The organism is Actinosynnema mirum DSM 43827, assembly GCF_000023245.1.
Taxonomy (GTDB): Bacteria; Actinomycetota; Actinomycetes; order Mycobacteriales; family Pseudonocardiaceae; genus Actinosynnema; species Actinosynnema mirum.
The window spans coordinates 5,152,257-5,166,986 of sequence record NC_013093.1 but is presented as its reverse complement, the minus strand read 5'-3'; the positions used below and the strand labels follow the sequence as shown (position 1 = coordinate 5,166,986).

General features: G+C 74.6%; 12 protein-coding genes and 1 pseudogene. 9 read left to right on the top strand and 4 right to left on the bottom strand.

Annotated elements, in window-relative coordinates; translation table 11 throughout:
- Nucleotides 1-17: 17 nt before the first annotated feature.
- Entirely contained in the window at nt 18-2,183 is a 2,166-nt protein-coding gene (locus AMIR_RS21765; protein ID WP_015803108.1) for a 3-hydroxyacyl-CoA dehydrogenase NAD-binding domain-containing protein, read from the bottom strand.
- Nucleotides 2,184-2,230: 47 nt separating this feature from the next.
- Nucleotides 2,231-3,475 (bottom strand): acetyl-CoA C-acetyltransferase, encoded by a 1,245-nt coding sequence (locus AMIR_RS21760; RefSeq protein ID WP_049796918.1) that lies wholly within the window; start codon nt 3,473-3,475, stop codon nt 2,231-2,233.
- A 209-nt stretch (nt 3,476-3,684) separates the two neighbouring features.
- On the opposite strand from AMIR_RS21760, the gene AMIR_RS21755 reads away from it, so the two are divergent.
- Genes AMIR_RS21755 through AMIR_RS21740 form a run of 4 tightly spaced genes read left to right on the top strand, consistent with a single transcriptional unit; the run spans nt 3,685 to nt 8,324 of the window.
- On the top strand, nt 3,685-5,490 hold the full coding sequence (locus AMIR_RS21755; RefSeq protein ID WP_015803106.1) for an AMP-dependent synthetase/ligase: 1,806 nt from the start codon (nt 3,685-3,687) through the stop codon (nt 5,488-5,490).
- 47 nt (nt 5,491-5,537) lie between these two features.
- The gene (locus tag AMIR_RS21750) at nt 5,538-6,158 is read left to right on the top strand and encodes a TetR/AcrR family transcriptional regulator (protein WP_015803105.1); all 621 of its coding nucleotides are present in this window, start codon (nt 5,538-5,540) and stop codon (nt 6,156-6,158) included.
- A 33-nt stretch (nt 6,159-6,191) separates the two neighbouring features.
- A complete protein-coding gene (locus AMIR_RS21745; RefSeq protein WP_015803104.1) occupies nt 6,192-7,334 on the top strand; it encodes an acyl-CoA dehydrogenase family protein in 1,143 nt (380 codons plus the stop codon).
- A 12-nt stretch (nt 7,335-7,346) separates the two neighbouring features.
- Complete coding sequence (locus AMIR_RS21740) at nt 7,347-8,324, top strand: NAD(P)H-dependent flavin oxidoreductase (protein WP_015803103.1); 978 nt, start codon at nt 7,347-7,349, stop codon at nt 8,322-8,324.
- 43 nt (nt 8,325-8,367) lie between these two features.
- On the opposite strand, the gene AMIR_RS21735 is transcribed toward AMIR_RS21740, so the two are convergent.
- Nucleotides 8,368-9,375, bottom strand: coding sequence for a hypothetical protein (locus tag AMIR_RS21735; protein WP_015803102.1), 1,008 nt, complete (start codon nt 9,373-9,375; stop codon nt 8,368-8,370).
- Between AMIR_RS21735 and AMIR_RS37570 the strand changes: the two genes are divergently transcribed.
- The 3 genes and pseudogenes from AMIR_RS37570 to AMIR_RS21725 all read left to right on the top strand — a co-directional run bounded on the left by AMIR_RS37570 (nt 9,315) and on the right by AMIR_RS21725 (nt 10,658).
- Entirely contained in the window at nt 9,315-9,857 is a 543-nt protein-coding gene (locus AMIR_RS37570; RefSeq protein WP_085945037.1) for an iron chelate uptake ABC transporter family permease subunit, read from the top strand. The genes AMIR_RS21735 and AMIR_RS37570 overlap by 61 nt on opposite strands.
- Nucleotides 9,758-10,078 (top strand): annotated as a pseudogene (locus AMIR_RS43255) (ATP-binding cassette domain-containing protein); the annotation flags it as partial. The gene AMIR_RS37570 and the pseudogene AMIR_RS43255, both read left to right, overlap by 100 nt.
- A 280-nt stretch (nt 10,079-10,358) precedes the next feature.
- Entirely contained in the window at nt 10,359-10,658 is a 300-nt protein-coding gene (locus tag AMIR_RS21725; RefSeq protein WP_015803101.1) for a hypothetical protein, read from the top strand.
- Nucleotides 10,659-10,756: 98 nt separating this feature from the next.
- On the opposite strand, the gene AMIR_RS21720 is transcribed toward AMIR_RS21725, so the two are convergent.
- Entirely contained in the window at nt 10,757-11,497 is a 741-nt protein-coding gene (locus tag AMIR_RS21720; protein ID WP_015803100.1) for a class I SAM-dependent methyltransferase, read from the bottom strand.
- A 300-nt stretch (nt 11,498-11,797) separates the two neighbouring features.
- On the opposite strand from AMIR_RS21720, the gene AMIR_RS42145 reads away from it, so the two are divergent.
- On the top strand, nt 11,798-13,033 hold the full coding sequence (locus AMIR_RS42145) for a nucleotide disphospho-sugar-binding domain-containing protein (protein WP_015803099.1): 1,236 nt from the start codon (nt 11,798-11,800) through the stop codon (nt 13,031-13,033).
- Between the two features lie 113 nt (nt 13,034-13,146).
- Nucleotides 13,147-14,478 carry a nucleotide disphospho-sugar-binding domain-containing protein gene (locus AMIR_RS36020; RefSeq protein ID WP_015803098.1) on the top strand — a complete coding sequence of 444 codons (1,332 nt, stop codon included), beginning with the start codon at nt 13,147-13,149 and terminating at the stop codon, nt 14,476-14,478.
- The last annotated feature ends 252 nt before the right edge of the window (nt 14,479-14,730 follow it).

The window sequence follows — 14,730 nt, the reverse complement described above, 5'->3', positions numbered from 1 at the left end:
ACCCGTCGCGCCGCCCGCTACTCGTACCGCTCGCCGCGCTCAGCCTTGCCCACCAACGACTCCGGCGGGCTGAACCGCTCGCCGTACGCCGCCGCCAGCTCCCGAGCCCGCGCCACGAACCCGCTCAGCCCACCGGGGTAGCCGTTGGCGTACTGGAGCACCCCGCCGGTCCACGCCGGGAACCCGATGCCCAGCACCGACCCGACGTTCGCGTCCGGCACCGACCGCAGCACGCCCTCGTCCAGGCAGCGGATGGCGTCCAGCGACTCGGCGAACAGCATCCGCTCCTGCACGTCCAGGAACGGGATCTCCAGGCCCCCGCGGGTGAAGTGCTCCCGCAGCCCCGGCCACAGCCCGACCCGCTTGCCGTCCGCGTACTCGTAGAACCCGGCCCCGCTGGACCGCCCGCCGCGCCCGAACTCGTCGATCATCCGGTCCACCACGGCCTCCGCGCCGTGCTCGACCCACTCGGCGCCGGCCGCCAGCGCCGCCGCCTTGGTCTCCTGCCGGATCTTGCGCGGCAGGGTCAGCGTCAGCTCGTCCATCAACCGCAGCGGCGGGGCCGGGTACCCGGCCTGCGACCCGGCCTGCTCGACGGTGACCGGGTCGACGCCCTCGCCGACCATCGCCACGGCCTCGTCCACGAACCGCCCGATGACCCGGCTGGTGAAGAACCCCCGGCTGTCGTTGACCACGATCGGCGTCTTGCCGATCTGCCGGGCGATGTCCACCGCCTTGGCCACGGTGTGCTCGCTCGTCCGCTCGCCGACCACGATCTCCAGCAGCGGCATCTTGTCCACCGGCGAGAAGAAGTGCAGCCCGATGAAGTCCTCCTGCCGGGTCACCCCCTCGGCCAGACCGGTGATCGGCAGCGTGGAGGTGTTGGACCCGAGCACCGCGTCCGCCGCGACCACGCCCTCGACCTCGGCGAGCACCTTGTGCTTGAGGCCCTGGTCCTCGAACACCGCCTCGATCACCAGGTCGCACCCGGCCAGGTCCGCCACGTCGGCGGTCGGGGTGATGCGCGCCAGCAGCTCGTCCCCGCGCTCCCGGCTGGACTTCCCGCGCGCCACGGCTTTGTCCACCAGCTTCGCGGAGTAGCCCTTGCCGCGCTCGGCCGCTTCCGCCGTGACGTCCTTGAGCACGACCTCCAGCCCGCCCCGCGCGCAGGAGTAGGCGATGCCCGCGCCCATCATGCCCGCGCCCAGCACCGCGACCCTACGCGCGACGTGCGGCGGGAAGCCCTCCGGCCGGTTGCCTCCGGAGTTGACGTGCTGCGTGTCGTAGAAGAACGCCCGCATCATGTTCTTCGAGACCTGGCCGATCATCAGCTCGACCAGGTAAGCGGTTTCCACCCGCTGCCCGGACTCGAAGTCCAGCTGCGCGCTCTCCACCGCCGCCGCCAGGATGTTGCGCGGCGCGGGCAGGGGAGCGCCCTTGACCTGCTTGCGCAGGTTCGCCGCGAACGCGGGCAGCAGCGCCGCGACCTTCGGGCTCGACGGCGCCCCGCCGGGCATCCGGTAGCCGTCGGCGTCCCACGGCTGCACCGCGTCCGGGTTGGCCAGCACCCACGCGCGCGCCTTGGCCAGCAGCTCCTCGCGGCTGGACGCCAGCTCGTCCACCAGGCCCAGCTCCAGGGCCTGCGCGGGCTTGTACCGCTGGCCCTGCAACAACACCTGCGTGAGCGCCTTCTGCAACCCCAGCAGCCGCACCGTCCGGCTGACCCCGCCGCACCCCGGCAGCAGCCCCAGCGTCACCTCCGGCAGCCCGATGCGGCTGTCCGGCACGTCGAGCGCGATCCGGTGGTGGCAGGCCAGCGCGATCTCCAGGCCGCCGCCCAGCGCCGACCCGTTCACCGCCGCCACCACCGGCCTGCCCAGCGTCTCCAGCATCCGCAGCTGCGCCTTGAGCACCGCGCACACCTCGGTGAGCGCCTCGGCGTCCTCGGGCTCGGCCCTGCTCATGAACCCGACGTCACCGCCCGCGAAGAAGCTCTTCTTCGCCGAGGTCAGCACCACGCCGGTGATGCTGTCGCGCTCGGCCTCCAGCCGCGTGACGACGGCCTCCATCGACGTCCGGTAGGCCGGGTTCATCGTGTTGACCGGGTGGTCCGGGTCGTCCATCGTCAGCACGACGACGCCGTCCTCGCCCTGCTCCCACCCGATCATGTCCTGCTCCCGCATCGGTGCTCCTCACCCGGTCGCTGGCGGGGTACTGGGGTTCCGCGCGCTCACACGCGCTCGATCACGGTGGCGATGCCGATGCCGCCACCCGCGCACAGGGTCACCACGGCCCGCCGCGCGTCGCGCCGCTCCAGCTCGTCCACGACGGCGCCCACGAGCATCGCCCCGGTCGCGCCCAGCGGGTGCCCCATGGCGATCGCGCCGCCGTTGACGTTGACCTTGTCCCACGGCAGGTCCAGGTCCTTCACGTAGCGCAGCACCACCGCCGCGAACGCCTCGTTGATCTCGAACAGGTCGATGTCGTCCACGGTCAGACCCGCCAGCGCCAAGGCCTTCCGCGTCGCGGGCGCCGGACCGGTCAGCATGATCGTCGGATCGGCCCCGCTCACGGCGGCGGCCACCACGCGGGCGCGCGGGGTCAGCCCCAGCTCGCGCCCGGCCCGCTCGGAGCCGACCAGCACCAGCGCCGCGCCGTCCACCACTCCGGAGGAGTTGCCCGGCGTGTGCACGTGCTCGATCCGCTCGACCCGGTGGTACTTCTGCAGCGCCACCGCGTCGAACCCGCCCGCCTCGCCGAGCGCGGCGAACGAGGGCTTCAGCCCGGCCAGCGCCTCCGGCGTCGTGGACGGCCGGGGGTGCTCGTCCTCGGCCAGCACGGTGACCCCGTTGCGGTCCTTGACCGGCGCCACGGACTTGGTGAAGTACCCGCCGCTCCACGCCGCCGCCGCGAGCCGCTGCGAGCGCAGCGCGTACTCGTCGACGTCGGTGCGCGAGAAGCCCTCGATGGTCGCGATCAGGTCGGCGCTGACCCCCTGCGGCACGAACGGGATCGCGTAGGCGGTGTCCGGGTCGGTGGCCATCGGCCCGCCGTCGGCGCCCATCGGCACCCGCGACATCGACTCCACGCCACCGGCCAGCACCAGCTGCTCCCAGCCGCCCCTGACCTTCTGCGCGGCCAGGTTCACCGCCTCCAGCCCCGAGGCGCAGTACCGGTTGAGCTGGAACCCGGCGACCTCGTCGGGCAGCCCGGCCACGAGCGCGGCGGTCTTGCCCAGGTTCATGCCCTGGTCGCCGACCGGGGTGACCACGCCGAGCACGACGTCGTCGATCCGGGCGGGATCGAGGCCGGGGTGCCTGGCGCCGACCTCCCGGATCAGCCCGGCCACCAGCGACACCGGTTTGACGTGGTGCAGCGCGCCACCGCGACCCTTGCCCCTCGGGGTGCGGATCGCGTCGTAGATGAATGCCTCGCTCACTGTGCTCGCACTCCCTCCCCGCCGGCGACAGCGCATCGCCGGCCCCCCGATACTGGCAGTTGTTGACGAAGTGTCAATAGTGCGGCCGGGGGAGCAAAGCGCTGGCTAGTAAGGCTTTGATGTCTCTGGATCGATGTGGAAGCTGACCTACAGAGAATGCTTGTTGACACACCGGCAACAAGCGGGCCAGGGTGGAGGTCGCTCCGGGAAGCCCGCACGAGGTCCGCGATGGAGGGGAACCTGACGTGACGACCACAGCAGAGCTGCTGCACGAGTCCGCGCAGGAGGCGACGATCACCCGGCTGCTCCGGCACGACGCCGAGCGGTTCCCCGACCACCCCGCGCTCACCTCCGGCGGGACCACCCTGACCTGGTCGCGGCTGCGCGCCGAGGTCGCCACCCTCACCAGGGGACTGGCCGCGCTGGGAATCCGCCGGGGCGACCGGGTGCTCATCGCCATGTCCAAGCGCCCCGAGCACTGGATCACCGACCTGGCCGCCGTGCACCTGGGCGCGCTGCCGTGCAGCACCTACGACACGCTCAGCACCGAGCAGATCGGCCACATCGCCAGGCACAGCAACGCCTCCACCCTCGTCCTGGAGGGCGCGGAGCAGCTGGCCCGCTGGCGGCCGGTGCTGGACGACCTGCCGAACCTGCGCACCGTCGTCGTGCTCGACCCGGACGCGCTGCCGCCCGGCGACCCGCGCTTCGTCGGCTACGCCGAGCTGCGCGGCGAGCCCGCCACCCCCGACGCCGCCTTCGAGGCGCTCACCGACGCGGTCGGCCCCACCTGGCCGCTCACCCTGGTCTACACCTCCGGCACCACCGGTGACCCCAAGGGCGTCGTGCTCTCGCACCGCAACGCCGTCTACGAGTCCCTCGCGCAGGAGCACCTCGTGCCCGGCCCCGAGCACCCCAGGACCGTGGCCTACCTGCCCATGGCGCACATCGCCGAGCGCGTCCTGGGCGTCTACCTGCCGATCTGCAACGCCGGGCACGTCACCACCTGCCCGGACCCCAAGCAGCTCCTGCCGACGCTGCTCGCCGTCCGCCCGCACGGGATCTTCGGCGTGCCGAGGGTGTGGGAGAAGCTGGTCACCGGTCTGCGCGCCGAGCTCGCCGCGCTGCCGCCCGAGCACGCCGCCCCCGTGGAGGCCGCCCGCCGCGCCGCCTTCGAGGCGCACCGGCTGCGCGCCGAGGGCGCCGAGGTCCCCGCCGAGCTGGCCGAGCGCGTCCGCCACCTGGACGACGCCGTGCTGCGCCCGATCCGCGCCGCGATCGGCCTGGACGAGTGCGTGCGCGCCTACAGCGGCGCCGCCCCCATCCCGGTGCCGGTGCTGGAGTTCCTGGCCGGGCTGGGACTTCCGGTGCTGGAGGTGTGGGGCCTGTCCGAGACCACCGGCGCGGCCACCGTCAGCACCCCGGACCGGTTCGCCACCGGCGCGGTCGGCGCGGCCATGCCCGGCGTCGAGGTCGACGTCGCCGAGGACGGCGAGCTGCTCGTGCGCGGACCCGTGGTGTGCGAGGGCTACCTGCGCGCCGACGGCGGCATCGACCCGGTCACCGACGGCGAGGGCTGGCTCCGCACCGGCGACGTCGGCGCGATCGACGAGCGCGGCCTGGTCACGATCACCGACCGCAAGAAGGAGCTGATCATCACCGACGGCGGCAAGAACATCGCCCCCACCAAGGTCGAGGCCCTGCTGCGCGCCCACCCGCTGGTCGGCCAGGCCGTCGTGATCGGCGACCGCCGCCCGTACCTGACCGCGCTGCTGGTCCTGGACGAGGACGCCGCCCCCGCCTGGGCCGCCGCGCACGGCATCACCACCGGCTTACCCGAGCTGGCCGAGCACGCCGAGGTGCTCGCCGCGCTCGACCACGCCGTCGCGGAGGCCAACGCGCCGCTGTCGCGCGCCGAGCAGGTCAAGGCGCACCGCGTGCTGCCCGGCCCGTGGACCGCCGAGTCCGGCGAGCTGACCCCCAAGCTCAGCCTGCGCCGCAAGGCCGTCGCCGAGCTGCACGCGGCGACCATCGACTCGATGTACACATAGCACCGGCAGTGGTGGCTGGACTTTTCACGGAAGAGCGGGTGGTCGGCATGGCCGGGCAGCACCAGGCGCAGCGGCGCCGGATGGAACCGGACGCCAGGCGTGCGCAGCTCCTCGCCGCCGCGCGCAAGCTCTTCGGCGCGCGCGGCTACGCGGGCGCGTCGACCGCGGACATCGCCGCCGAGGCGGGGGTGGCCCGCGCCCTGATCAACCACTACTTCACCGGCAAGCGCGGCCTGTACCTGGAGGTGGTGCGCCAGATGATGGTCATCCCCGCCTCCGTCTCCGAGCGCCTGCCGCGCACCACCCCCGAGGAGCGGGTGTCGATCTGCGTCGACCGGTGGCTGGAGGTCGTCGAGCGCAACCGGGAGATGTGGCTGTCCGCCATCAACCTGGAGGCCATCGGCGGCGACCCGGAGATCGACCGGATCATGCTGGAGGCGGACGAGATCGCCACCGACCGGGTGCTGGAAGCCGCGCTCATGACGGACGTGGTGGACGGCCGGGAGAAGCTGCGGGCGCTGGTGCGCGCGCACGGCGCGATGCTCAAGGCCGCCTCCAGGGAGTGGCTGGTGCGCGGCGCCCTCAGCCGCGCCGACCTGCACGTGCTGCTGACCAGGACAGTCCTGCACCTGGTGGACGAGGTCTTCCCGGCAGTCCGGGACGAGTAGCAGGAAACCCCGTTGCGAACAGGAGTGCACGCCATGCCCCGAGCACTGACCGACGAGCGCCGCGACCTGGTCGCCGCGGTCGCGGACTTCTGCCGCCGCGAGTGCGGGACCAAGGAGCAGCGGGACAAGCTGACCGAGAACGGCAGGGAACCGCACAACCAGCGGCTGTACGAGAAGATGGCCGACCTCGGCTGGCTCGGCATCGCCATCCCCGAGGAGCACGGCGGCGCCGGGCTCGGCATGGTGGACCTGTGCCTGTTCCTCGAGGAGAGCTCCTACGGGCTCGCCCCCATCAGCGGCTTCGGCACCACCATCATCACCGCCGCCGCGTACGAGAAGTTCGGCACCGAGGAGCAGAAGCGCGCCGTCCTCGGCGGCGTGGTGCGCGGCCGGGTCGAGGCGGTGTCGATGTCCGAGCCGGGCGCCGGGTCCGACGTCGGCGCGCTGACCTGCCGGGCGGACAAGGTCGACGGCGGGTACGTCATCAACGGCCAGAAGACCTGGTGCTCCAACGCCCACTTCGCCGACCACGTCCTGCTGATCGCCAGGACGTCCAGGGACGAGGGCAAGCACGGCGGCCTGACCCAGTTCATGGTGCCCGCCGACGCCGAGGGCCTGCGGATCAGCGGCATCGAGACCATGGGCGGGCGCGAGGTCAACGACCTGTACTTCACCGACTGCTTCCTGCCCGACTCGGCCGTCGTCGGCGTGCCAGGCCAGGGCTGGGCGCAGCTGATGGCCGGGCTGAACCTGGAGCGGATGATCCTGGCCGCCCTCATGCTCGGCGTGGCCCGGCGCGCCTTCGACGACACCCTCGCCTACGTGCGCCAGCGCGAGCAGTTCGGCAGGCCGATCGGCTCGTTCCAGGCCCTCAAGCACCGCATCGCCGACATGGCCGTGGAGCTGGAGTGCGCCCGGCTGCTGCTCGACGACGTCGCCGCGACCATCGACGCCAACCCCGGCAAGGTGTTCGCGCGCGAGGCGTCCATGGCCAAGCTCAAGTGCACCGAGCTGGCCAAGCACTTCGCGCTGGAGGGGATGCAGATGCTCGGCGGCTACGGCTACGCCACCGAGTACGGCATGGAGTCGCTGCTGCGGTCCGCCGTCGTGTCCACTGTGTACGGTGGGACGAGCGAGATCCAGCGCGACATCATCGGCAAGACCTACGGGCTGTAGAGGGGGAAGGCGTTGCTGCGGACGAGGTTCACCGAGCTGTTCGGCGTGCGGCACCCCATCGTGCAAGGCGGGATGCAGTGGGTCGGCAGGGCCGAGCTGGTCGCGGCGGTCGCGGAGGCCGGGGCGCTGGGCTTCCTGACCGCGCTCACCCAGCCGACGCCCGAGGCGCTGGCCGCCGAGATCGCGCGCTGCCGCGAGCTGACCGACCAGCCGTTCGGCGTCAACCTGACGATCCTGCCGTCGATCAACCCGCCCCCGTACGACGAGTACCGGGCGGCGATCGTCGAGTCCGGCGTGAAGATCGTGGAGACGGCCGGGTTCAACCCCGAGGCGCACCTGCCCGGCTTCCACGAGCACGGCGTGAAGGTGCTGCACAAGTGCACCAGCGTCCGGCACGCGCTCAAGGCCGAGCGGATCGGCGTGGACGCGATCAGCATCGACGGCTTCGAGTGCGCCGGGCACCCCGGCGAGGACGATGTCCCCGGCCTGGTGCTGATCCCGGCGGCCACCGCGCGCCTGACCATCCCGGTCATCGCGTCCGGCGGGTTCACCGACGCGCGCGGCCTGGTCGCGGCGCTGGCGCTGGGCGCGGAGGGCGTCAACATGGGCACCCGGTTCCTGTGCACGCAGGAGGCGCCGGTGCACGAGAAGGTCAAGGCCCAGATCGTGGCGAGCAGCGAGCTGGACACCGAGCTGATCTTCCGCCCCCTGCGCAACACCGCCCGCGTGGCGAGCAACTCGGTCAGCCGCAAGGTGGTCGAGGTGCTGGCCGAGGGCGGCGAGTTCCCGGACGTGCGCGACCTGGTCGCGGGCGCGCGGGGCCGCAAGGTCTTCGAGGACGGCGACCTGGAGGCGGGCGTCTGGAGCACCGGCATGGCCCAGGGCCTGATCGACGACGTGCCCACCGTGCGCGAGCTGGTGGACCGCATCGTCACCGAGGCCGAGGCCCTGATCGCGGGCCGCCTGGCGGGCGTCCTGCACCGGGGCTGACCGGGACCGGTCCGGCGCGTGGCGGCGCGCCGGACCGCCGGTGTCACGGCTGCGGCCACCACCGGGCCGGGTAGCCGTAAGCGTCCTCGCCCACCAGCACGCCCTGGTCGTTGATCGCGGTCGCGCTGCGCAGGTCGGTCAGCTCCGTCACGCCGCCGCCCGCCCGCGCGAGGAACCCGTGCCGCGTGCCTGCGAACGAGGCCCAGCCGACCACGTCGCCCGCCGCGTTCACGTCCAGGGCGAGCCCGCCGAGGCCGTAGCCCGTCGACGTGCCGTCCGGGTTCCAGCGTGCCGGGCCCTCGGCGTAGAACCCCACCGCGACGTTGCCCTCGTTGGCCGCGCGCGCCTCCGACCAGCCGCTGCTCTGGAGCACGGTGATCGTGCCGTCCGGGGCCCAGCGCGCGGCGCTGATGAACTCGCGGCTGGCCACCCAGCCGACCACCGTCCCGTCGCCGCCGACGTCCTCCCCGAAGGCGTCGCTGAAGCCTGCGGGGAACGCCAGCGTGGACATGACCCCGTCGACGTCCCACCGCACGGCCCAGCGCGCGGCCCAGGGCATGGTCGAGGGGTTGTCCTTCGGCGAGTTCGCGTAGCCCGACACCTGGCCCGCCTCGTTGATGCCGGTCGCGACCGCCCCGGAGTACCCCGGCGGCACCGGCAGGACCTCCACGGTTCCGTCCGCCGCCCACTTCACCGGCGCGCCGCCCGCCATGCCCACGGCCACCCCGCTGTCGTTGACCTCCGAGGCGTACCCGCCGGACGTGCCGGGCGGGGTGGGCAGCGGCGTCGGCCACGTGGCGCCTGCGGCCCACCTCACGGGCCCGCCGTTCGCGTTCCCGACCACCACCCCGGCGCGGTTGACGTCCCTGGCGTTGGTGGTGGTCGACGCCGGTTGGAGCGGTTCGCGCAGGTAGGACGCGGCCCGCGCCTCGGCGGCGGGCGCCAGGGACAGGACCAGCGCCGCCGCCCCGAGCAGGGCGGTCGTGGCGCGTGAGCGGGTTCTCATGGGGTCGGCCTCCACGGCGTCGCGGCGCTCGGCGAGCGCGTGCACGGCGAGGATGGCAGCCCGAACCGGCCCGGAGCCCCTGTCCGGCAAGGATTTGCGGCGAACGCACCCCCGCCCCGCGCGATCGCGCCGGTCCCCGCCACCCCGGCGGGGGAGCGGCCCGCGTTCCGGTCCTCGCCGTCGTCCGCGACCACCCCACCGGCACGGCCCCCACCGCCTCCCCGCTGCACGACCAGACCGTCTGGCAGTTCCGCGCCCCCGGGGTCCTGCCGGTCACCCTGCTCACCGGCGCCCTGTTCCTCGTCCTGGTCGACCTCGTCACCCGCACGGTCGCCCGCCCCAACGAGATGCCGGTCGGCATCTTCACGGCGGCCCTCGGCGCACCGTTCTTCCTGGTGCTGCTGCGCCGCAGGAGGAGTTCCCGGCGATGGGGGTCCACGTCTCCGAGGTGCGCGTCGAGCTGGACCGCACCCCGATCCTGCACGGCGTCGACCTGGACGTCGCACCGGGTTCGACCACCGGCCTGATCGGCCCGAACGGCTCCGGCAAGTCCACCCTGCTGCGCTGCCTGCACCGGGCGCTGCGCCCCGCGCACGGCGTGGTCCCGCTGGGGGACGAGGAGGTCGGCCGGATGCGCGCCAGGGAGGTGGGGCGCGCGGTGGCGGTGGTGGCCCAGGACCACGACCTGGACGACGACTTCACCGCACGCGAGACCGCCGCCATGGGCCGCACCCCGCACCTGGGCCCGCTGGACCGCGAGTCGCGCGCGACCGCGACCTGGTGGAGGAGGCGCTGGAGCGGGTGGGCGTGGTGTGGGCCGCGGACCGCGCGTTCCCCACCCTGTCCGGCGGCGAGCGCCAACGCGTCCTGCCGGCGCGCGCCCCCACTTCGTCACGGCCCCGCTGACCCCCACCTGCCCGACCTGACGCCCCCACCGCGAACCGTCACCACGAACCGAGCCGCCTTCACCCGAAAAGATCAAAGGGGCCTCTCGAACGGAGGATCACCCTCATCCGGATCATGGGCGCGTGACCTCGGAACTGCTGGGCGACCTGTCCGGCCTCCACGACATGGGCGGGGCCGCCACGCTGCGCGACCTGGTCCTGCGCCACCTGGGGCCGGACACCGGCGACTACGACGTGCCCGGCATCGAGGCCGCCTACCGGGACGCCGTCAACGAGCACCTGGACCGGGTCGGGCTGTTCATCGACGAAGCGGGGCGCGTCTACGCCGAGGGCAAGGTGGACGACGACATCCACGAGACCCTGGGCGACGGCTTCCACCGCGTGGACCTCACCCGCCTGGCCGAGCTCCACCGCACCCGCTGACCGCGCGGCCCCGGACGCCCCCAGCCCGAACGCCCCCAGCCCGAACGCCCCCAGCCCGGACGACCACCCAGCCCGGACGGCTCACGCCACCCCCGCCCTCAGCACCGCACCCCCACGAACACCCCCCGCCCGTTCAACCCGCCAGGCACGTGCGCCGCGCTGATCCCCGCCGCCGCGAAAGCCGCCAGGTACTCCTCCTCCCCGAACAGCCCCAGCTCCTCCCGCTCGGTGAAGTCCCGGATCCCGCTCGCCTCCGCCACCGTGTACCGCACCGTCGTGCTGGTCGTCCGCCCCCGCCGCACCGAGTGCGACAGCCGGCTCACCACCACCCCGTCCCGCTCGACCACCGACCCGCTCACGCACCCCTCCGGGAACCGCTCGGGGAACCACCACGGCTCCACCACCAGCACCCCGCCGTGCACCAGGTGCCGGGCGAAGCACTCCGCGACCGTCCCCAGCTCCGCGAGCGACCGGGCGTGGGCGATGGCGAAGCGCAGGCACGTCACCGCGTCGAACCGCACCCCGAGGTCGAACCCGCGCACGTCCCCGGCGTGCACCGGAACCCCCGGCAGCCGCGCCTCGGCGATCCCGCGCATGGCGGGCGACAGCTCCACCCCGGCCACCCTGGCGAACCGCGACCCGAACCGCCGCAGGTGCGCCCCCGTCCCGCAGGCGACGTCCAGCAGCGACCCGGCCCACGGGTTGCGCGCGAGCACCAGCTTGGCGACCAGGTCGGCCTCCGCGACCCAGTCCCGCCCGCGCGCGGAGTGCACCACCTCGTAGATCTCCGCGTGCTCCCGGCCCTGGGCGGGCACCGCCCGGTCAAGCGCCTCGGTCACCTCGAACTCCTCTCACCGAAGGGAACCGCCACCGGTGGAGGAGGACCCGCCGGATCGACGCCGGGGGAGAAGTCCGGTGACGCGCGGGAAAGCGCTCGCGGGACCCGGCACCCGAGGTGCCCGCCGCGCGCGGAAGCCCGTCATCCCGGTTTTATAGCAGGGGTTTTCCGGGCCCGGTCGAACGCGCGTGATCACCTCACTCGAAGGTGTGCCCACGAAGGCGCGCCCCCGGTCGCGCAATCCGGCGATCGATATCCTTCGCCCCAATTCGCGGCCACACCACCACGATCGGAGCGGCCAGTGCGAGTCCTCTTCACCGCGCTCCCGGCGGCCTCCCGCTTCCCGCACCTCGTCCCGCTCGCCTGGGCGCTGCGCGCGGCGGGCCACGAGCTCCGCGTCGCCACCCGCCCCGGCGGGACCGGCGCGGTCACCGGGGCCGGGCTCACCCCGGTGGTCGTGGGCCCGCCCGCCCCGGCGAGACCCGCCCCGGCGAGGCCCGCCGCGACCCCCGCCCCGGACGACGACCTGCCCGGCCTCGCGCTGCTGGACGGCCCGGTGGACGCCCTCGCCGCCCGCCTGCCGCCGGTGGACGACGCCGTGGACGACCTGGTCGCGTTCGGTCGCCGCTGGCGCCCGGACCTGGTGGTGTGGGACGCCTCCGACTACTCCGGCCCGGTCCTCGCGCAGGTCCTCGGCGCGCCCAGCGCCCGCGTGCTGCTCGGGCTCGACCTGGTCGGCTGGCGCCGCGCCACCCCCGACCGCCCCGACCCGCTCGCCGCCCTGCTCGGCGGCGCGCTCGCAAGGCACGGCGCGGCGCTCACCGACGAGGTCGCGCTCGGCTCGGTCACGCTCGACCAGCTCCCGCCGTGGATGCGCCTGCCCGTCGACCACGACCACCTGCCCGTCCGGCACGTCCCGCACAACGCCCCCGCGATCGTCCACGGCTGGCTGCGCGCCGGGCCGACGGGCCCGAGGATCTGCGTCCTCCCCGGCCCGGTCGCCGATTCCGCCGAGCGGGACCGCGCCCGCGTCCTGCTGCGCGGGGCGGCCAGGCTCGGCGTCGAGGTCGTCACCGCCCTGCCCGCCGGTGAGGCCGCCCGGATCGGCCACCTCCCCGACCACGTCCGCCTGCACGACCCCCTGCCGCTGCACGAGCTCCTCCCCACCTGCGCCGCCCTGGTCCACCGGGGCGACGCCGCCGCCGAGGGCGCCGCGATCGCGAGCGCCGTGCCGCAGCTGGTCGTCCCCGCCCCGCTGTGGGACGAGCCGCGCCGCGCCGACCTGCTGGCCGCGCGCGGCGCCGCGCTGGTCGTGCGCCGCGACCGCCTCACCGAGGGCGCCGTCGCGGACGCGCTGACCCGCCTGCTCGGCGAGCCCGCGTTCGCCGAGGCGGCGGCGGTGGTCCACCGGGAGACCCTGGCCGTGCCCAGCCCGCACGACCTGGTGCCCGCCCTGGAAGCCCTGGTCACCGAGCGGTCGGCGCGGTCCGTCCCGGCGGCGCGGCCCGCCCGCCCGGCGCGCGCGCCGGTCCGCTGATCCACCAAAAGTGTCCGCGCGCGCTCCCACCGGCCCCGAGGCGGCGGGGCGAGGATGCCGGGACGAGGGGGGCGACGGCCGACCGGGTCCCGATCCCCGGAAGGAGATCGACCGTGCGCGTCCTGTTCACGCCGCTCCCGGTGGACCCGAGCCTGCGCGGCCTGGCCCCGCTGGCCTGGGCGCTGCGCGCCGCCGGTCACGAGGTGCGCGTCGCGGTCCGCCCCTCGGGCGTGGAGGCGGTCACCGGTGCGGGCCTCACCGCCGTCCCGGTCGGCGACCGCGGTGACGCGCCCACCCCGATCCCCGCGCAGGGCGGCAGGCCCGACGGCGGCGACCGCCTGCTGCACCTGGACGACGCGCTGCTCGACGACCTGCTCGACTTCGCCGAGACCTGGCGACCGGACCTGCTGGTGTGGGACCAGGCCGTGCTCGCGGGCCCGGTGGTGGCGAAGCTCCTCGGCGTCCCGCACGTGCGCGTCCCGCACGCCGTCGACGTCGTCGGCCTGCACCGCGCGGGCCTGGCCCCCGACCACCCGGACGGCCTGACCGCCAAGCTCGGCGCGGCCCTGGCCCGCAGGGGCGCGGTGTTCACCGAGGACGTCGCGGTCGGCGACCTCACCGCCGACCAGCTCCCACCGGGCACCCGCCCACCCGTCGACCTGGACCACCTGCCACTGCGCCCCACCCCGCACGACGGCCCGGCCGAACTCCCGGACCACCTGCGCGAACAGCCGGCGGGCCCGCGCGCCCACCCCGCCCCGCGCGACGATCCGGCCGAACCGCCCGCCGCCCCGCGCGCCCACCCCGCCCCGCGCGCCCACCCCGCCCCGCACGACGGCCCAGCCGAACCGCCACCCCGCCCCCGCCCCCGCGTCTGCCTGGCCCTCGCCCGCCCCGACCGCGAAGGCGGCCTCACCCCCGCCGAGCGCGCCACCGCCGAGGTCCTCGTCCGGGGCGCCACGCGGCTGGACGTCGAGCTGATCGCCCTGCTGCCCACCGGATCGCCCCCGCTCCCGCCACCCGCCACCACCCACCCGCACGACCACGAGCCCCCGCGGGAACTCCTCCGCGCCTGCGCCGCGATCGTCCACCGCGGCGACCCCGCCACCACCTCCGCCGCCACCGCCGCGGGCCTGCCCCAGCTCGTGGCCCCCGGCGGCGCCTGGGACGAGCCGAACCTCGCCGCCCTGCTCGCCGACCGGGGCGTCGCCCTCGTCCTGGACCGCACCCACCTCACCGAGGACGCCGTGGCCGAGCACCTCCTGCGCCTGCTCGACGAACCCGCGTTCACCGACCGCGCCGAGGCCCTGCGCGCGGACGTCCTCGCCCAGCCGACCCCGCACGACGCCGTGCACCGCCTGGAGGACCTGGTCGCCGAGCGCACCGGACGGGTGGTCCCGTGGGCGCGCGGCGCGAGGCCCGGTCGAACGGCGGCCCGGCGCTGAAAACGTTTTCCCGTGAAGTTCGGGCGGGTTTCCCGCACGCATTTCCACGTCGACGCGACAGATCGGAGCACTTTTCCGGAAAACGCGCCCGCGCACCCCGCCCACACTTTCGGGTAACGCGAAGTGCGTTTTCCCCGCCCCTCTGTGAGACTCCCGATTCGCCGCAAGCCGACGCGGTTTCCCCGAGGCCGGGTGATCGTCGCGAACGGGCCGCCGAGGGGGCGCGGTGGTGGACCCGCCGACCGCGCCCCG